The 18,053-nt window shown below is 63.0% G+C and carries 12 protein-coding genes and 1 pseudogene; 10 read left to right on the top strand and 3 right to left on the bottom strand.

Translation table 11 applies throughout. The features are described from left to right. The first annotated feature begins 34 nt into the window (after positions 1 to 34). Together PSH78_RS14715 and PSH78_RS14710 are read left to right on the top strand one after the other, a co-directional pair. Positions 35 to 991 (top strand): threonine dehydratase, encoded by a 957-nt coding sequence (locus PSH78_RS14715; protein WP_305495014.1) that lies wholly within the window; start codon positions 35 to 37, stop codon positions 989 to 991. 303 nt (positions 992 to 1,294) lie between these two features. Further along, on the top strand, positions 1,295 to 1,915 hold the full coding sequence (locus tag PSH78_RS14710; protein ID WP_305495012.1) for a TetR/AcrR family transcriptional regulator: 621 nt from the start codon (positions 1,295 to 1,297) through the stop codon (positions 1,913 to 1,915). 123 nt (positions 1,916 to 2,038) lie between these two features. Here PSH78_RS14710 and PSH78_RS14705 read toward each other — a convergent pair. Beyond that, positions 2,039 to 3,500 (bottom strand): annotated as a pseudogene (locus PSH78_RS14705) (efflux transporter outer membrane subunit). A 221-nt stretch (positions 3,501 to 3,721) separates the two neighbouring features. Between PSH78_RS14705 and PSH78_RS14700 the strand changes: the two are divergent. From PSH78_RS14700 to fabF, 3 genes are read left to right on the top strand one after another with little or no spacing between them, the layout of a single operon-like run. Further along, complete coding sequence (locus PSH78_RS14700) at positions 3,722 to 4,831, top strand: efflux RND transporter periplasmic adaptor subunit (RefSeq protein ID WP_305495010.1); 1,110 nt, start codon at positions 3,722 to 3,724, stop codon at positions 4,829 to 4,831. Further along, the gene (locus PSH78_RS14695) at positions 4,828 to 7,890 is read left to right on the top strand and encodes an efflux RND transporter permease subunit (protein ID WP_305495007.1); all 3,063 of its coding nucleotides are present in this window, start codon (positions 4,828 to 4,830) and stop codon (positions 7,888 to 7,890) included. The genes PSH78_RS14700 and PSH78_RS14695 overlap by 4 nt, the downstream gene beginning before the upstream one ends. Further along, complete coding sequence (gene fabF / locus PSH78_RS14690) at positions 7,887 to 9,173, top strand: beta-ketoacyl-ACP synthase II (protein WP_305495005.1); 1,287 nt, start codon at positions 7,887 to 7,889, stop codon at positions 9,171 to 9,173. The genes PSH78_RS14695 and fabF overlap by 4 nt, the downstream gene beginning before the upstream one ends. A gap of 7 nt (positions 9,174 to 9,180) precedes the next feature. Here the strand turns inward: fabF and PSH78_RS14685 are convergent, their stop codons facing one another. Both PSH78_RS14685 and PSH78_RS14680 read right to left on the bottom strand, forming a co-directional pair. Beyond that, the gene (locus PSH78_RS14685) at positions 9,181 to 10,395 is read right to left on the bottom strand and encodes a multidrug effflux MFS transporter (protein ID WP_305495003.1); all 1,215 of its coding nucleotides are present in this window, start codon (positions 10,393 to 10,395) and stop codon (positions 9,181 to 9,183) included. A 194-nt stretch (positions 10,396 to 10,589) separates the two neighbouring features. Then, positions 10,590 to 12,803, bottom strand: a complete 2,214-nt coding sequence (locus PSH78_RS14680; RefSeq protein ID WP_305495002.1) for a TonB-dependent siderophore receptor — start codon at positions 12,801 to 12,803, stop codon at positions 10,590 to 10,592. Positions 12,804 to 13,093: 290 nt separating this feature from the next. On the opposite strand from PSH78_RS14680, the gene PSH78_RS14675 reads away from it, so the two are divergent. The 5 genes from PSH78_RS14675 to PSH78_RS14655 all read left to right on the top strand — a co-directional run bounded on the left by PSH78_RS14675 (position 13,094) and on the right by PSH78_RS14655 (position 18,027). Continuing rightward, entirely contained in the window at positions 13,094 to 13,897 is an 804-nt protein-coding gene (locus tag PSH78_RS14675) for an ABC transporter ATP-binding protein (protein WP_305495001.1), read from the top strand. Continuing rightward, positions 13,894 to 14,877, top strand: a complete 984-nt coding sequence (locus tag PSH78_RS14670; RefSeq protein WP_305494999.1) for an iron ABC transporter permease — start codon at positions 13,894 to 13,896, stop codon at positions 14,875 to 14,877. Before PSH78_RS14675 ends, PSH78_RS14670 begins: the two co-directional genes overlap by 4 nt. After that, the gene (locus tag PSH78_RS14665) at positions 14,874 to 15,923 is read left to right on the top strand and encodes an iron ABC transporter permease (RefSeq protein WP_305494997.1); all 1,050 of its coding nucleotides are present in this window, start codon (positions 14,874 to 14,876) and stop codon (positions 15,921 to 15,923) included. The genes PSH78_RS14670 and PSH78_RS14665 overlap by 4 nt, the downstream gene beginning before the upstream one ends. A 55-nt stretch (positions 15,924 to 15,978) precedes the next feature. After that, entirely contained in the window at positions 15,979 to 16,917 is a 939-nt protein-coding gene (locus PSH78_RS14660) for an ABC transporter substrate-binding protein (protein WP_305494996.1), read from the top strand. Between the two features lie 156 nt (positions 16,918 to 17,073). After that, complete coding sequence (locus PSH78_RS14655; RefSeq protein WP_370871125.1) at positions 17,074 to 18,027, top strand: TauD/TfdA family dioxygenase; 954 nt, start codon at positions 17,074 to 17,076, stop codon at positions 18,025 to 18,027. Positions 18,028 to 18,053 lie beyond the last annotated feature (26 nt).

Below are 18,053 nucleotides of genomic sequence, written 5' to 3'. Positions count from 1 at the left end.
GCTAGACTGGGCGAAATTCCAGGAGGCCATTCTCATGTACACACTGACGCTCGACGAGATTGAACAAGCGGCTCGGCAGGTCTACCAAGTCATGCCCGCCACCGCCCAGTACGCCTGGCCCTTGTTGGCGCAGCGGCTGGGATGCACGGTGTGGGTCAAGCACGAAAACCACACCCCCACCGGGGCTTTCAAAGTGCGTGGCGGCATCACCTTCATGCATTGGCTCAAGCGTGAGCACCCGCAAGCAAAGGGGATCGTCACCGCCACCCGTGGCAACCACGGCCAGAGCCTGGCGTTGTCGGCCAGCGCCTCGGGGCTGAAGGCGTTGATTGTGGTGCCGGAGGGGAACTCGATCGAAAAGAACAATGCCATGCGCGGCTTCGGCGGCGAAGTGATCGAATACGGCCGCGATTTCGATGAGGCCCGGGAGGAGGCGGCACGCCTGGCGCAAGCGCACGGGCTGTTTCTCGTGCCGCCGTTTCATACCGAGCTGGTCAAGGGCGTCGCCACTTATGCCCTGGAGCTGTTCACCGCCGTGCCCGACCTGGACACCGTCTACGTACCCATCGGCTGTGGCTCGGGGATCTGCGCAGTGATTGCCGCGCGCGATGCCCTGGGTTTGCAGACCCGGATCGTGGGGGTGGTCTCCACCGAGGCAACGGCTGCAAAAATGTCATTTGAAACCGGAGAAATCTGCGAAACCGCTTCGGCCCATACCTTCGCCGACGGCCTTGCCGTGCGCAGGCCGATTCCCGAAGCCTTGGCCATCTACGGCGCCGCGGCGGCGCGGATCGTGGCGGTCAGTGACCAGGAGATTGCCGAGGCCATGCGCGTCTATTACACCGACACTCACAACCTCGCCGAAGGTGCCGGCGCCGCGGCTCTGGCGGGGCTGATCCAGGAGTGTGGGTTGATGGAGGGAAAAAAGGTCGGGGTGGTGCTGTCCGGGGGTAATGTCGACAGGGCAGTGTATGCCGATGTGATTGGCTGACAGCCAAAGGATGGCCGGCTCGAAGGGTAATGCTGTTCACTTAACAAAATGATGTACCCGTGGCGAGGGAGCTTGCTCCCGCTCGGCTGCGAAGCAGTCGCAAACCGGCGGATGCGGTGTGTCTGATACTACGTATTTGGCAGGTTTTGGGGCCGCTTCGCGGCCCAGCGGGAGCAAGCTCCCTCGCCACGGTTCCCCGAATGCCTTAAGTGAACAGCATTAGCTTCAAAGGGGGGCTTTTGTGACTCTATTCCGGATAGGTCATGAGTTGTCAGCGACCTTTCGGGTGCGTAAGCTGCCTCCATGAACCAGCCATCCTCTGCATCACCCAGCGCGCGCGGCCCCGTCGATCACGATATTCGCGATCAGATTGTCGCGGCCGCCAATGAACACTTCAGCCAGTACGGTTATGGCAAGACCACGGTGTCCGACCTGGCCAAGGCCATCGGTTTTTCCAAGGCGTACATCTACAAATTCTTCGATTCCAAGCAGGCGATCGGCGAGGCTATCTGCGCCAATTGCCTGTCGAAAATCGTTGCGGCCGTCGAAGACGCCATCCAGGAAGAAGGGCTGTCGGCGACGGAGCGTTTTCGCCGGCTGGTCAAGACCGTGATCGCGACGGGCGTGGACCTGTTCTTCAATGAGCGCAAGCTCTACGACATCGCCGCGTTCTCGGCCTCGGAGCGCTGGCCCAGTTCACAAATCTACAACGAGCAGATCAAGAGCTTCGTGCTGCAGATCGTCCGGGAAGGTCGTGAGCTCGGCGAGTTTGAGCGCAAGACGCCGCTGGACGAAACCGTCGAAGCCATTCACCTGGCGCTGCGGCCGTTCGTCAATCCGTTGCTGCTGCAGTACAACCTCGATTTTGTCGAGGAAGCGCCCACGCTCACTTCCAACCTGATCCTGCGCAGTCTTATGCCCTGAGCTACACATAAAAAGGGCTGCTGCGCAGCCCAGCGGGAGCAAGCTCCCTCGCCACGGGGGTGGTGAACTCCTCATGAATAGTCTTACCTGATACCGCCAATGGGTGACCCTTTCAAGGAGTGGTCACCGGGTTGCCATGGGCGCTTCCCCAGGCGGTTGCCAGCCACGGCCGAGCGCCCGGAAGGCCGCGACTGCCGCCCGTGCCGATTCCGTTCGCGCCTGCGCTCGGGTGTCGGACGTGCGCAGCAGCGTCTCGTCGGCATTGAGCACATCGATCAGGCTGGCCGTACCTTTGCGGTAGGCGACAAATGTCGATTGACGAGCCTGGGTCAGCGACGTTTCCCCTTGAGCAAGAGTCGTCGCCTGGGCTTCGCGGTTCACCAGGGCGCTGAGGGCGTTTTCAACCTCCTCGGTGGCGCGCAACACCGACTGGCGATAAGCCGCCAGTGCTTCGGCTTCCTGGCCCTTGGCCCGTTCGATCTGCGCGTTGATGCGGGCGAAATCGAAGAGCCTCCAGCGCAGCCCCAGCACACCCGCCGACTGGCTGGCCCCGCCGCTGAAAAGATTGCCGCCGGAAACCGCCGTGGCACTGCCGAGCAAGGCGCTGAGGGAGAACTTCGGATAATACTCGGCGACGGCCTCGCCGATGCGTGCGTTGGAGGCCGCCAGGCGGCGCTCGGCGACGATGAGGTCAGGTCGACGTCGAAGCAGGTCCGCAGGGGTTCCTGTCGTCGCCATCGGTGGGGCGAGAGGAATATCGCCCACCTGAGCCAATTGCGGGCGATGGGTGCCAGGTGGCGTGCCGAGCATCACATCCAGCGCATTCATGGCCGCGTCCAACCCGGCTTGCAAGACCGGCACGGTGGCCTGCACCCCTGACAATTGTCCCTCGGTCTGGCGGACCTGATAGCTGGCGGCCAGGCCTTTGCTGTAGAGCAGTTGGACTTTTTCCAGCAGGTCCTGCTGCGTCCTGACCTGGCGGTTCGCGATGTCCAGCCGGGTCTGTAAACCCCGCACGGTGATGTAGACGTCGGCGACCTGCGCGGCAACGGCCAGGCGCGTGGCGACGGCACCGGCCTCAGACGCCTGGTATTCGGCCAACGCCGCCTCGCGCCCGCGGCGCAGGCCGCCGAAGGCGTCTATCTCCCAGCTGGCACCGAGGTTGAGCTCGTAGAAGTTTCCGTATCGGTCGTAGCCGGGCGTCGAGTCCAGCACCTGGCCGAGCGGGGTCTCGACCGATTGGTATGAGCGCGCGGCCTGGCCACTGATGTTGCCCGAGGGCAGCAAAGCGGCGTTGGCCGCGCCCAGGCCAGCCCGTGCCTGGGTGACGCGCGCCGACGCCTGCGCCAGGTCCAGGTTCTGTTCCAGGGCTTGTTGGATGAAGGCGGTGAGGGTGGGATCAGCGAAGCCTTCCCACCAGTTGACCAGCAGGGTCGGTGCGGCCGTGGAGCGCTGTTCGACCGCAGGCTGGCCCAGGTACCGGCTCGAAAGCGGCGCAGCGGCACGTTTGGTAATCCGGGCCGACCGCGCAACCTGCCATGAGGCTGGCACTCATCAGAAGAGCAATGGGGCGCAGGGGAGGCATCGTATTTCCTTGAGTGGAGATTAGTTGTGACCATAGTAATTATTGGTCACTTAAAGTCAAATCATCTTGTTGGCAACGGTTTTCATCCCATCATTGAAGTCAGTAGGTTCAGTACTCAAACGGAAAGCGTCTTATCAACTGGAGTTTTTGTGACGATTGACAGAAATAGTCACAAGCATTGAGAATGCGCCTTCCATCCTAGCGTTCAAGTAAGGGACCCTATGCTCCGGCGCCGACCTGTCACCATTGCCGCTTGCTTGTTGCCGCTCGTTCTGACGGCGTGCAGTGAGTCCTCCACCCCCAAGGATCCGCGCACGCTGGCGCCGTTGGTGCGGGTGTCCGAGGTATCGGCGGCGTCCGATACCTCGCGCGCCTTCACCGGCGTGGTGACCGCCCGCGTCCAGAGCGATCTGGGTTTCCGGGTCTCGGGCAAGGTGCTCGAACGTCTGGTGGACACTGGCCAGACCGTCAAGCGGGGCCAGCCACTCATGCGCCTCGATCCCATCGACCTCGGCTTGCAGGCACGCGCGCAGCAGGAGGCCGTCGCCGCGGCCCGGGCCCGGGCCAGGCAGACCGCGGATGACGAGGCGCGGTATCGCGACCTGGTGGCCGCGGGCGCTGTTTCCGCCTCGGGCTACGATCAGATCAAGGCCGCCGCCGACACCGCGAAAGCGCAACTTAGCGCCGCCCAGGCGCAGGCTGACGTAGCGCGCAATGCCTCCGGTTATGCCGTGCTGCTGGCCGACGCCGATGGCGTGGTGATGGAGACCCTGGCCGAGCCCGGGCAAGTCGTCACCCCTGGCCAAATCGTCGTGCGACTGGCGCGTGCAGGCCAGCGCGAAGCCGCTGTGCAGTTGCCCGAAACCCTGCGGCCCGCCCCCGGCGCAACCGCGCAGGCGACGCTTTATGGCAACGCCGCCACGACGGTTAACGCCAAGCTCAGGTGGCTGTCGGATTCCGCCGATCGGGTCACGCGCACCTTCGAGGCACGCTATGTGTTGGAGGGCGCGCTGGCCAATGCCCCGCTGGGTTCGACGGTGACGCTGCGGATCAGTCCGGGCACCCGGTTGGGGCAGGCGCTGCAAGTGCCGATCGCCGCGCTGCACGACTCGGGCAAAGGCGCGGGCGTCTGGGTGATCGCCGGTGAACCGGCAAAAGTTTCCTGGCGTCCGGTCCAGCTACTGGGCCTGAGCGACGACACTGCGCAAGTCTCGGGCGAGCTGAACGTCGGCGAGCGGATCGTCGCGCTTGGCGCCCATCTGCTACGCGATGGCGAAGAGGTGAGGCTGGCTCAACCGGGCGATGTGCAGGTTGCGGAGAATCGTCCATGAGCTTCAATCTCTCGGCGCTCGCCGTTCGCGAGCGCTCGATCACGGTGTTCCTGTTGTTCCTGATTGCTGTCGCGGGTGTCCTGGCGTTCTTCCAGCTGGGCCGCGCGGAAGATCCGCCGTTCACCGTCAAGCAACTCACCGTCATCACCGCCTGGCCAGGGGCGACGGCCCAGGAGATGCAAGACCAGGTCGCCGAGCCGCTGGAAAAACGCCTGCAGGAATTGAAGTGGTACGACCGCACGGAAACCTATACGCGCCCGGGGCTCGCGTTCACCATGGTGTCGCTGGTCGACCGCACGCCGCCGTCCCAGGTCCAGGAGGAGTTCTACCAGGCGCGCAAGAAGCTTGCCGACGAAGCCATCAAGCTGCCGGCCGGCGTCATCGGGCCGATGGTCAACGACGAGTTTTCCGACGTGACCTTTGCGCTGTTCGCCCTGAAAGCCAAAGGCGAGCCGCAGCGATTGCTGGTGCGTGACGCCGAGGCGTTGCGCCAACGGCTGCTGCACGTGCCGGGCGTAAAAAAGGTCAACATCATTGGCGAGCAGGCCGAACGGATTTTCGTGTCCTTTTCTCATGATCGGTTGGCGACCCTGGGGGTTTCGCCGCAGGAAATCTTTGCCGCCCTCAACGGCCAGAACATGCTCACGCCAGCGGGGTCGATCGAAACCGTCGGGCCGCAGGTCTTCCTGCGTCTGGACGGCGCTTTCGACAAGTTGCAGAAGATTCGCGATACACCGGTGGCGGTCCAAGGTCGCTCGCTGAAGCTGTCGGACGTGGCGACCGTCGAGCGCGGCTACGAAGACCCGGCCACATTCCTGGTGCGCAACGGCGGCGAAGAGGCGCTGTTGCTGGGCGTGATCATGCGCGAGGGCTGGAACGGCCTCGACCTGGGCAAAGCGCTGGATGCGGAAACCAGCAATATCAATGCGGGCATGCCACTGGGCATGACGCTGACCAAGGTCACCGACCAATCGGTAAACATCGACTCGGCCGTCGGCGAGTTCATGGTCAAGTTCTTCGTCGCGCTGCTGGTGGTAATGCTGGTCTGCTTCCTGAGCATGGGCTGGCGCGTCGGGGTGGTGGTCGCGGCAGCGGTGCCGCTGACCCTGGCGGTGGTGTTCGTGGTCATGGCCGCCACCGGCAAGAACTTCGACCGCATTACCTTGGGGTCGCTGATCCTGGCGCTCGGGCTGCTGGTGGATGACGCCATCATTGCCATTGAAATGATGGTGGTGAAGATGGAGGAGGGCTACGACCGGATCAAGGCCTCCGCCTATGCCTGGAGCCACACGGCCGCGCCGATGCTTTCCGGCACCCTGGTGACCGCCATCGGCTTCATGCCCAATGGCTTCGCCCAATCGACCGCCGGCGAGTACACCAGCAACATGTTCTGGATCGTCGGCATTGCGCTGATCGCTTCCTGGGTGGTCGCGGTGGCGTTCACGCCGTACCTGGGTGTCAAGCTGCTGCCCGACATCAAGCAGGTCGAGGGTGGTCACGCGGCCATCTACAACACCCGCCATTACAACCGCTTCCGCCAGCTACTGACCCGCGTCATCGCCCGCAAGTGGTGGGTGGCCGGGACGGTGATCGCAACGTTCTTCGTGGCGATTCTGGGCATGGGCCTGGTGAAGAAGCAGTTCTTCCCGACCTCGGACCGCCCAGAGGTACTGGTGGAAGTGCAGATGCCTTATGGCACCTCCATCGAGCAGACCAGCGCCACCACCGCCAAGGTCGAAGCCTGGCTGCAACAGCAGGAAGAGGCGAAGATCGTCACCGCCTATATCGGTCAAGGCGCGCCGCGTTTCTACCTGGCGATGGCGCCGGAACTCCCCGACCCGTCCTTCGCCAAGATCGTGGTCCTGACCGACAGCCAGGAGGCGCGCGAAGCCCTCAAGTTCCGTCTGCGTGAAGCGGTTGCCGAAGGCCTTGCACCAGAGGCGCGGGTGCGGGTGACCCAACTGGTGTTCGGCCCGTATTCGCCGTTTCCCGTGGCCTATCGGGTGATGGGGCCGGATCCGGCGAAACTGCGCGAGATCGCCAGCCAGGTTGAGGGCATCATGCAGGCGAGCCCGCTGATGAGGACCGTCAACACCGATTGGGGGCCGCTGGTGCCGACGCTGCATTTCAACCTCGACCAGGACCGCTTGCAGGCGGTGGGCCTGACGTCCAGCTCAGTCGCCCAGCAACTGCAGTTCTTGCTCACGGGCGTGCCGATCACGGCGGTCCGCGAGGACATCCGCTCGGTGCAGGTGGTCGGCCGCGCTGCCGGGGATATCCGCCTCGACCCCGCAAAAATAGACGGCTTTACCTTGGTGGGCGCTACGGGCCAGCGGCTTCCGCTGTCTCAGGTGGGCGAAGTCGGTGTGCGCATGGAGGACCCGATCCTGCGCCGACGTGATCGCACGCCGACCATGACCGTGCGCGGCGACATCGCCGAAGGCCTGCAACCTCCGGATGTCTCCAGCGCAATCATCAAGCAGCTGCAACCGGTGATCGACAGATTGCCCAGCGGCTACCGGATCGAGCAGGCGGGCGCGATCGAGGAGTCGGGCAAGGCCGGCAAGGCCATCGTGCCGCTGGTGCCGATCATGGTGGCCATGACGCTGCTGATCATCATCCTGCAAGTGCGTTCGGTCTCGGCGATGATCATGGTCTTCCTTACCGCGCCGCTGGGCTTGATCGGTGTGGTGCCGACGCTGCTGATCTTCAATCAGCCGTTCGGCATCAACGCGCTGGTCGGGCTGATCGCGCTGTCGGGCATCCTGATGCGCAATACGCTGATCCTGATCGGGCAGATCCATCACAACGCCAATGAAGGCCTCGATCCGTTTCACGCGGTGATCGAAGCCACGGTGCAGCGAGCCAGGCCGGTGCTGCTCACGGCGCTGGCGGCGATCCTGGCGTTCATTCCGCTGACTCATTCGGTGTTCTGGGGAACGCTGGCCTACACCCTGATCGGTGGCACGTTCGTCGGCACCATTATGACGCTGGTATTCCTGCCGGCGATGTATTCCATCTGGTTCAAGATCCGTCCAGAGATGAAGAGGGCAGCATGAAAAATCACCAAGGTCTGAAACGAATCGTCGTCACCGGTGTGGGCATGGTCGGGCCGCTGGGTTGCGTCGTGGACGCGGTGTGGCAGCGGTTGCTGGCCGGGCATTCCGGCATTCGCAATCTGTCCGCCGAGGTCACCGACGGCACCGGCGTCGCGGTGGGTGGGCAGGTGCCGACCCTGGAAGAGGACGGCATTGCTGGCTACGACCCGGAGCGCCTCATCGCGCCCAAGGATCGCAAGAAGATGGACCGCTTCATCGAGTTCGCCCTGGTGGCGGCTCACGAAGCCCTGGAGCAGGCCGGCTGGCATCCCGTCGAGGCCATCGATCAGGAGCGGACCGCCACGATCATTTCCTCGGGCGTGGGTGGTTTCGCCACGATTGCCGATGCCGTGCGCACCACGGACAACCGTGGCCCGCGTCGTTTGTCGCCGTTCACCGCGCCGGCTTTCCTGGCCAACATGGCGGCCGGGCAGGTGTCGATCCGGCATGCGTTCAAAGGGCCGCTGGGCGCGCCCGTCACGGCTTGCGCCGCCGGTGTGCAGGCCATCGGCGATGCGGCCCGGCTGATCAGGAGTGGCGAGGCGGACATTGCCATCTGCGGCGGTACCGAGGCAGCGATAGACCGCGTCACCCTGGGCTGTTTCGCGGCGGCTCGCGCGCTGTCCACCGGGTTCGCCGAGCGCCCGCAAGAGGCCTCGCGGCCGTTTGATCGTGATCGCGACGGTTTTGTCATGGCCGAAGGCGCCGGTTTGCTGGTGATCGAATCGCTGGAACACGCCTTGGCACGTGGCGCCAAGCCTCTGGCCGAGCTGGTAGGTTATGGCACCAGCGCCGACGCCTATCACTTGACCGCAGGGCCGGAGGACGGCAACGGTGCTCGCCGCGCCATGGAGCAAGCCTTGCGCCAGGCCGGTATCAGCCCCGCCGAGGTGCAGCACATCAACGCCCACGCGACCTCGACCCAGGTTGGCGACGCGGGTGAGCTGGCAGCGATTCGCGCGGTGTTCGGCGTGGACTCCGGTGTGGCGATCACCTCGACAAAATCCGCCACCGGGCATCTGTTGGGCGCCGCCGGAGGCATCGAAGCCATCTTCACCGTGCTCGCGCTTCGTGACCAGATCGTGCCGCCGACGCTGAATCTGCTTCATCCGGATGAGGCGGCCAGCGGGCTCGATCTGGTTGGCCTGAAGTCGCGGAAGATGCCGATCACCCACGCCCTGTCGAATGGGTTCGGCTTTGGTGGCGTCAACGCCAGCGTGCTGTTCCGTCGCTGGGAAGACTGACGTCGGCTCAGCGGCGCAGGAAGAACAGCAGCAGCGCGATCAGGCAGGTCAACGCCTGGATCGCGCCCAGCGTGGTGATGGGCGAAAAGCTCAATACGGAGGCCAGCCAGGTGGTCAGCGCCGCCGCGCCCATGGACAGGAATCCCAGCAACGCCGAGGCCATGCCGGCCTCCTTGCCGAAAGGCCCCATGGTAATAGCGGTGCCCAGCGGGTTTGCCAGGCCCATGCCCCAGAGAAACGTCACCATCGAAACGGCATACCAGCCCAGGCCTGGATCAGCCGGCCCGACCACGAGCAGGCCGCCGCCGAGCATGGCGCAGGCAATGCCCAGCAAGGCAATGGTACGCGGCCCATGGCGGTGCGCCAGGCGCGGGGCCGCCATGCCGGCGGCGAACACGACGAACACCGTCGAGGCGAAATACAGGCCGGCTTGCACTGACGTCAGGCCGATGCCTTTCATCAGGATCGCCGGGGCGGCGGCGAAAGAGGCGAACAAGCCGCTCAGCAGCAGGCTCATCGACAGGGCGGGTAGGATAAAGCGCTTGTCCGCCATCAGCCTTGCGTAGGCGCGCACGACGCTGCCGGTGGAGTGCGGCGCCCGGCGATCGGCGGGATGGGTTTCACCGAGGTCGCGGACGTAGAAGAAGGCAAGTACGACTGCCGCCAATCCAACCAGGATAAACATCGCGCGCCACCCGAGCGTGACGGACAGCACGCTGCCCACCAAGGGCGAGAAGCCTGGCGCGGCGGCGGTGGCGACCATCGTCAACGACAGGGCGCGGGCCAACGTTTCGCCTTCGAACAGATCCCGAGCGATGGCGCGCGACAGCACCGAGGCAGCGCAGACACCCAATGCCTGGACGATGCGTCCGGCGATCATGACATCGAGCGTGGTGGCGAGCCCGGCGATGACGGTCCCGACCATGAACACTGACAATCCGCCCAGCACCAGCTTCTTGCGCCCATAACGATCGGCCAGAGGCCCGACCACCAACTGGCCCAGGGCAAAGGTGACGAAGTAGCTGGAGAGCGTCAGGCCCAGTTCGCGGGCGGTCACGCCCAACTCATCGCCAATGACCGGGAACGCGGGGAGGATGATGTTGGTGGAGAGCATGCCGATCGCCGCGAGGCCTGCGAGCAGGGCGACGATTCGGCCGGTCAGGGCTGGACGCGATGTCTCTGGCTGCGCTTGCGCAATCGCTGATGCACTTCCAGTTTCCATGGATCAACCCTCTTGGCCGGTTATTGTCTGGCTTATGATGATCGTAATATGACGATCGACATCTGTTGCGTCAAGTCAAAAGAGGATTCAGGGGGGCGGGTGCGATGAAGGGGATTCGAGCGGGCTTGAAAAGGTTTTCGTTCAGCGCGAAATGACTCGGTCGACGCTTGTCGGCGCCGACCGAGCCAGGGGTTTTACCAGCGGAAGTTAACGGAGGTCACCAGCTCGCGCTCGTCGCCGTAGCGGCAGATGGCGGCTTCGCAGTACACGTACTTTTTGTTCGTCACGTTGTTAGCGTTTAGAGCGATGTCCCAGTTTTTATCGATCTGGTAGCTAGCCATTGCGTCGAACAGCGTATAGGCAGGCAGTTGTGAGTCGATGCCCGACGCCTGGGTGGTGCCTTTGTAGCGCGCGCCGCCGCCCACCTTCAGCTGTGGTACGCCGAAGAGTGCGAAGTTGTAGTCAGCCCAAAGCGCGGCTTGGTGGTAAGGCGTATCTTCGCTGCGCTGGCCGACTTCGCTCTGGACTACGCTTTTGGTGATGCGTGAGTCGGTGTAGGCATACGTCGCGATGACTGTCAGTTGAGGCGTGACGTCGCTCTTGGCTTCCAGCTCCAGGCCACGGGAGCGCTGTTCGCCAATCTGCTGGGGATTGTTGCCAGCCAGGTCGCGCTTGACGACGTTTTCCTGGGTCAGCTCATAAACCGCTGCGCTCAACAGTGTGTTGCTGCCCGGAGGCTGGTAGCGGATACCGATTTCGTACTGCTTGCCTTCGGTGGGCTCGAACGTCTGGCCGGGTGCATCGGCCACCGCCACCGGGAAGAACGATTCGCTGTAGCTGATGTAAGGGGCCAGACCGTTGTCGGCCTCGTACACCAGGCCGGCGCGCCAGGTAGTGGATTCGTCGTCCTGGCTCAGCTTCTGGCCGGTGGCGAAGCCTTCCTGGTCCTGATCGGCCCAGTCATGGCGACCGCCCAACAGCAGCAGCCAGTGATCGTCGAACTTGATCTGGTCTTGCAGGTAGATGCCGGTCTGGAAGGTATCGATCTGCGAACCACGGTCACGGTTCCGGCTCTTGTCTACTACAACAGGCTGGCCGTAGTTGTAGTCACCGATATTGATCGATGTCGAGTTGGCGCGGAAATTATGCGAGTCATACGACGCATCATAGGTATCCGCGCCCACCAGGAAGGTGTTTTCAATACCGCCAATGTTCCAGCGCGTCTCGATGTTGGTGTCGCTGGCCAGTGCCCGGGAACGCTCCCGCCGGTCACTGTACTGACGACGAAGGACGCCGGTATTGGCTGCTCCGTTGATGGCTGCCGTGCTGGTCTGTGCCTGCATGTATTTCCACTTCACATCCGCTTCGTAGTAACGGAGTTTGTTGCTGATACGGGTGTGCTCATCGAAGCGGTGTTCGAACTCATAACCGATGGCGGACATCTCGCCATTCATGTCGTCGTAATCGGGCTCGCCGATGAAATCGTGGCGGCCGATGGTGACCGGCCCGTTACCCACGCCCTTGACCAATTGATAGGGCAGCGGGGCGGAGAAACGGGTGTCGCTCTTCTGATAGAACGAGAGCAGGGTCAGCGACGTGTCTTCATTGGGGCGCCAGGTCAGGGCTGGGGCGATGTAGAGCTTGTCGTCATTGATGTAGTCCTGCTGGGTGTCGCTGTCGCGCTTGAGCATGGTCAAGCGGTAGCTGAGGACTTCGCTGTCGCCGAGCGGCCCGCTGAAGTCGGCGGTCAGTTGCTTGCGATCATGGTTGCCGTATTGCATGCCCAGCTCGTGCTGTGGGGTTTCGGTCGGGCGTTTGCTCACGCCGTTGACGAAGCCACCGGGCGACAGTTGACCGTACAACACCGAAGCCGCGCCGCGCACGACCTCCACGCGTTCCAGACCATAGGGTTCCTGCACACCGTCGTAAGAGTTGTACTGCAAGCGCATGCCGTCGCGTAGCGAACCGCCGGTGGCGGATTCGACGTCGAAGCCGCGCATGCGGAACCGGTCGGAGGTGCGGTTGAAGCTGCTTGGCTGGCTGGTGAAACCCGGGGTATAGCTAAGGGCATCCGCCAGAGTGTCGGACTTGCGATCACGCATTTCATCGGCGGTCACCACGGAAACCGATTGCGGCGTTTCGGTGATGGCTGCGTTGGATTTGGTGGCGCTGCCGTTACGCAAGGCGACTTTGCCGGCCAGCGGCGCCGTCGGGTTTTCCACCGCGGCGGCGTTGATATTGATTTCGCCGAGTTGAAGAGGGGCCTTGTCGGCGGCCTCTTCTTGGGCGGCCATCGCCTGTGCTGAAAAAATGCTCCCCAAAGCCAATGCCAGCGTGCTCAGGTGAAACGCAGGATGACGCGAGACGTAACGTTTTTCGGTGCCAACTATTGTTTTTCTGACGAGCATCGAGGAAGTCCTTGGGGTTGTTTTTGTCTTCGCAGGCCTGCTGTCCCGGTCCAGCGGCATCGGGCAGACGAACGAGGTTAGTGTCTACTGGCCATAATCTGACTGTGAATGATAAGGGTTTGCATTAATATTGTCAGGCTTGTAGCGAAATTATTTTGGTTTCGACATATTCTGTGCCCCACTTTTTTGACCCTTGGTGTATTTCCCTGTGTTGTCAGGGGGAAATGATCCGGGGGGATCTGTACGATGGACGAAACGATCAGGCCCTCTAGGGCGTTGGAGGGACGGTCATGCTGAAAGCCAGCAACGTGCGGCTGAGCTATGGCGAGCAACAGATTCTCAACGGTGTCAGCCTGGATATTCCCGAAGGTTGCTTCACCGCTTTGATCGGGGCCAACGGCTGCGGCAAGACCACGCTGCTTAATGTACTGGCGCATATGTTGCGGCCGAGCGCGGGTGACGTGCACCTGGGCGGAAAATCGTTGGGGCAGTACTCACGTCGCGCATTGGCGCAACGAATGGCGCTGTTACCCCAGCGCACCACGTCGCCGGCCGGCATGAGCGTGCGGGAGCTGGTGATGCAGGGGCGCTTCCCCTGGCAGAGCTGGTGGCGCCAATGGTCCGACCAGGACCAGCAGGCGATTGATCGCGCCATTGACCTGGCGGGTATCGGGCCTTTGCTGGATCGCTCGCTGGCGACCTTGTCGGGCGGGCAGTTGCAGCGCTGCTGGATTGCCATGACCCTGGCCCAGGACACTCCGGTGATCCTGCTGGACGAACCGACGACCTTTCTCGACATCGCGCACCAGATCACGCTGCTCGAATTGCTGGTGGATCTGCGTGAGCAAGGCAAGACCATCGTGGCGGTGCTGCACGACCTCAACCAGGCCGCGCGTTACGCCGATCACCTGGTGATGATGCGCGAGGGTCGGTTGCTGGCCCAGGGTGCGCCGGCCGAGGTGTTCACTCGGGAAAACCTCAAGGCGGTCTTTGACCTGGACGCGCACATCATTACCGACCCTTATTCCGGCGATCCGTTATGTGTCCCGCAAACCACCCGTAGCCAGCCGCTGGCTGTGCGGGAGGCGATGTGATCCACGGTTTGCGCTTGCCGGTGTGGCTGGGCCTGCTGATTGCGATTGCCCTGGCCGCGCTGCTGCATCTGGCGGTGGGCGCCAAGAGCATCCCCTGGAACGAGGCGTGGCAGGCCTTGGTCGCCTATTCGCCAGACAGTCCCGACCAAAGCGTCATTCGTGGCAGCCGCCTGCCACGCCTGCTGGTGGCCATGCTGGTGGGCGCGAGTCTCGGCCTGGCCGGCGCGATCATGCAGGCGGTGGGCGACAACCCATTGGCCGACCCGGGGATTCTCGGCATCAACAGCGGCGCGGCATTGTTCGTCGTGTTCGGCTTGCTGGTGATGCCGGGCCACGACCTGTCGATGATCCCGCTGTTTGCTTTCAGCGGCGCCCTGGTCGCCGCCGTTGGTGTTCTGCTGCTGGCGGGCAGGGGCCACAACCCGATTCGATTGACGTTGTCCGGGGCGATGATCGCGGCGTTGTTCAGTGCTATCACTTCGATTTTACTGTTGCTCGATCAGCAGGGGCTGGACAGCCTGCGGCGCTGGCTCACCGGCTCGATCGGGGTGACCGGAGGCTCGATGCAGGCGTGGGTCTGGCCGTATGCCGTGTTGGGCATGTTCCTCTGCCTGGTCAACGTCCGCGCGCTGAACGCGCATCGGCTGGGTCCGCAGGCCGCCGCCGGCATGGGCGTCAACCTGTTGAAGATGCGTCTGTTCGGCCTGGCTTCGGTGGTTCTGCTGTCAGGCTGCGCCGTGGCCCTGGCGGGGCCGATCGGTTTTGTCGGGCTGGTGGTGCCTCACGCCGCGCGCCTGTTGTTCGGCGATGACTACCGTCGGTTGCTGCTGGCCGCGCCCTTGCTTGGCGCGCTGCTGCTGATCCTGGCGGACATCGCCGCCAGGACTTTGGTGCGTCCCTTCGAGCTCAATACCGGGATCGTCACGGCGCTGATCGGCGGGCCGATCTTCGTGGTACTGGTGTTGAGGAAAGTCCGATGATGCGCTTGGGGTTGACCCTGCCCAGAATGCTGCCGTTGCTGCCCTGGGTGGCCCGGCCGATCGACCTGATTTCGGTGCTGGGGTTGCTGCTCGCCTTGGTTGCGTTGGCCTTGTACGCACTGACCGTCGGCAGCTACTCGCTGGATGTTGCCCAAGCCTGGCAAGCGCTGTCAGCCCCTGACCAGGCCAACTCGACGACGCGCAATCTGCTCTGGGAGTTGCGCCTGCCGCGGGTCTTGTTGGCGATCCTCGCCGGAGCGGCGATGTCGCTGGCCGGCCTGTTGATGCAATCGTTGACGCGCAATCCCCTGGCGGCGCCGGGCCTGGTAGGCGTGGAGTCGGGCGCCAGCGTCACCATGCTGTTGATCATCGTGCTCTGGCCCACGCTGCTGCCGCTGGAGCTGTATCCGTTGGCGGCACTGACCGGCGGGCTGGCCGTGGCGTTCTTCGTCGCGTTGCTGTCGTGGCGCCAGGGCATCTCGCCGCTGCGCCTGATCCTCGTCGGCGTCGGGCTGACCGCCATGCTCAGTGCGGTTGCCGACCTGCTCATCACCTACGGCAATATCGATCAGGTCGAGTCAGCCTTGATGTGGCTGGGCGGCAGCTTGCATCGGGCCGGCTGGGCCCAGGTTCATAGTCTTGCCGCCTGGTTGCTGCTGGCGGGGGCGCCGTTGCTGTTTTTTCATCGCCAGTTGAACCTGTTGCAGCTGGGTGAAAAGGTCGCCCTCAGTCGCGGCCTGAATGTGACGGGTGTCATGGCTTTCCTGTTGCTTTGCAGCGTCATGCTGACGGCGGCAGCGGTGGCGAATGTCGGCACCATGACTTTTGTCGGCCTGGTGGCACCGCACCTGGCGCGCCAGCTGGCGGGTGATCGCCACGGCGCCCTGATGCCTTTATCCGCGTTGATGGGGGCGCTGCTGGTGCTGGCGGGCGACACACTGGGGCGGGGGCTTTTCCCACCTTTGCAACTACCGGCGGGGCTGGTGGTCGCGATCATCGGAGCGCCCTATCTGATCGTCTTGTTGGCGCGTCAACGCAGTCGCTGAGAACACAGCGACGTTCATATTGAAGTTATCTGGAGGCAAGCGCGTGCGGGGAAGGGTGAAGGGAATATTCCAAGGGTTGCTCGGCATGCTGTGTGTGTCGTTGGCATTGCTGTCCATGCCTGCTGGCGCGGCTGAAACCAAGGTGTTCGAGAACAGCTTCGGCCGGGTCGAAGTGCCCGTTTCCCCGCGCTGCATCGTGTCTTTGCATGATTTCAGCCTGACCACCCAGTTGCTCGAGTTGGGTATCAAGCCCTGCGGCTCGACAGGACGCAAAAAGCTGTTTTCGGATGTGCTGTTTCGCGGCGCGCAGGAGCGCTTCGATGTGACGGGCATTCAATACATCGGCTCGCACCAGTCGCCTGATCTTGAAGCCATTGCAGCGTTGAAGCCTGACCTGATCATCGGCCTGTCCTATCACGCCGACCTCAAGGACAAGCTCAGCAAGATCGCCCCGGTCGTTCTGTTGCCGTCGCGAGAGAGCGATATCAAGACCTACGCCAAGGAGCTCGCCGAACTGGTCGGCAAGCAACAGCGCTATGAAGAGATGCTTCGCGAATACCAATGGGTGGTCAGCGAGTTCAAGAAGCGCGTCAAGGACCCTTCGCGCATCACGGTTACCACGCTGGAAGTCTATACCGATGGTTTCCAGTTGATCGGGCGTGGCGGGATGGATGACGTTATCGCTGATTTCGGCCTGGGGCGTGTCGCCGCGTATCGCGAGGCGCGGCAGAATGTGCCCTACAGCCTGGAGCGAATCGGTGACTTCGACAGTGATTTCATTATCGACACCTATGAGGAACTGCTCGATTCGGAAACCAGCACGGCAGCTTTCCGCCAGTCCCCTCAATGGCGGAACCTGTTCGCCGTGAAGAACCGTCAGTTTCTTTACCTGAACCGCAGTCGTTACGCCGATACGATGCAAGGCCTGCTGGGGTCCGCTTACCTGCTGATGTCCCATATCGCTGAGCGCGAGAGTGTGCTCCAGGGCAAGTGAATCGTACCAGCTGTCATACTATCGTCATTAATGACAATCATTCTCTATTGCTGTTGTTACTCGTTTGTATTAGTTTGTGCTCTCGAAAAAAACGCTCATCGGAATGGCGAGGGACTACAAATGGAAACTGGTTTGGCGCGTGCACAGGTTCAATCCATGGAAGGCGTACCGGGCAACGAGCAGACCTTGCCGTTCATCCTCGAAGCGCCGGCCACGGGGGCTCGCTGGCAGGATAGCCGAGCGCAGATCCTGCAGGCAGTCGAGGCCGAGTTGCCGCGTGTCGGCGGCATCCTGTTCCGCGGTTTTGCCTTCAACGGGGAAGCCGATTTCGAGGAGTTTGCCCGCGGTTTCGGCCATGAGCTGCTGACCTACGACTACGCCTCCACGCCGCGCACCAAGCTCAACAACCGCGTATACACCTCCACTGAATACCCTGCCCACCAAGTCATCCCGCTGCACAACGAGCAGTCCTATTCGCTCAATTGGCCGATGAAGATCTGGTTCCACTGCGTACAGGCTTCTCCTGTGGGTGGTGAAACCCCGATCGCCGATAGCCGCAAGGTCTACCAGCAACTCGATCCGGCGATCCGCCAGCGCTTCGCCGAGAAACGCCTGATGTACGTGCGCAACTATGGCAACGGCCTCGACTTGCCCTGGCAGCAGGCGTTCAGCACCGAAGATCGCTCGCAGGTGGAACAGTTCTGTCGCGCCAACCACATCCAGTTCCAATGGAAGGACGACGGCGAGCTGTCCACGCGCCAGGTCTGCCAGGCCGTGGCCCAGCATCCGGTGACCGGGGAGTGGGTATGGTTCAACCAGGCGCATCTGTTTCATATCTCCAATCTCGCTGCGCCAGTGCGCGAGACGCTGATTTCCATCGTTGGCGAAGAGGGTGTGCCACGTAACGTCTTCTACGGGGACGGTTCACCCATCGAGCTGGAAGCCCTGGAGCATGTGCGCGGCGTATTGCAGCGCTGCCAGGTGAGTTTCCCCTGGCAGGCGGGCGACGTGCTGATGCTCGACAACATGCTGGTGGCCCACGGCCGCTCGACATTCCAGGGCGCGCGCAAGGTCGTGGTCGCCATGGCCGAGCCTGCTCCGGCGGGTTGAGCCCGACGCTCTTGCATTGCCGCCAC

It is taken from the genome of Pseudomonas sp. FP198 (assembly GCF_030687895.1).
Lineage (GTDB): Bacteria > Pseudomonadota > Gammaproteobacteria > Pseudomonadales > Pseudomonadaceae > Aquipseudomonas.
The sequence above is the reverse complement of the archived record's forward strand: the minus strand, read 5'-3'. Positions and strand labels throughout refer to the sequence as shown.

What these genes read in the sequence shown, in the direction of transcription:
- PSH78_RS14695 (WP_305495007.1), top strand. Translation starts at nt 4,828, where the DNA reads ATGAGCTTCAATCTCTCGGCGCTCGCCGTTCGCGAGCGCTCGATCACG.
- PSH78_RS14710 (WP_305495012.1), top strand. Translation starts at nt 1,295, where the DNA reads ATGAACCAGCCATCCTCTGCATCACCCAGCGCGCGCGGCCCCGTCGAT.
- PSH78_RS14665 (WP_305494997.1), top strand. Translation starts at nt 14,874, where the DNA reads ATGATGCGCTTGGGGTTGACCCTGCCCAGAATGCTGCCGTTGCTGCCC.
- PSH78_RS14685 (WP_305495003.1), bottom strand. Translation starts at nt 10,395, where the DNA reads ATGGAAACTGGAAGTGCATCAGCGATTGCGCAAGCGCAGCCAGAGACA.
- PSH78_RS14715 (WP_305495014.1), top strand. Translation starts at nt 35, where the DNA reads ATGTACACACTGACGCTCGACGAGATTGAACAAGCGGCTCGGCAGGTC.
- PSH78_RS14700 (WP_305495010.1), top strand. Translation starts at nt 3,722, where the DNA reads ATGCTCCGGCGCCGACCTGTCACCATTGCCGCTTGCTTGTTGCCGCTC.
- fabF (WP_305495005.1), top strand. Translation starts at nt 7,887, where the DNA reads ATGAAAAATCACCAAGGTCTGAAACGAATCGTCGTCACCGGTGTGGGC.
- PSH78_RS14680 (WP_305495002.1), bottom strand. Translation starts at nt 12,803, where the DNA reads ATGCTCGTCAGAAAAACAATAGTTGGCACCGAAAAACGTTACGTCTCG.
- PSH78_RS14675 (WP_305495001.1), top strand. Translation starts at nt 13,094, where the DNA reads ATGCTGAAAGCCAGCAACGTGCGGCTGAGCTATGGCGAGCAACAGATT.
- PSH78_RS14655 (WP_370871125.1), top strand. Translation starts at nt 17,074, where the DNA reads ATGGAAGGCGTACCGGGCAACGAGCAGACCTTGCCGTTCATCCTCGAA.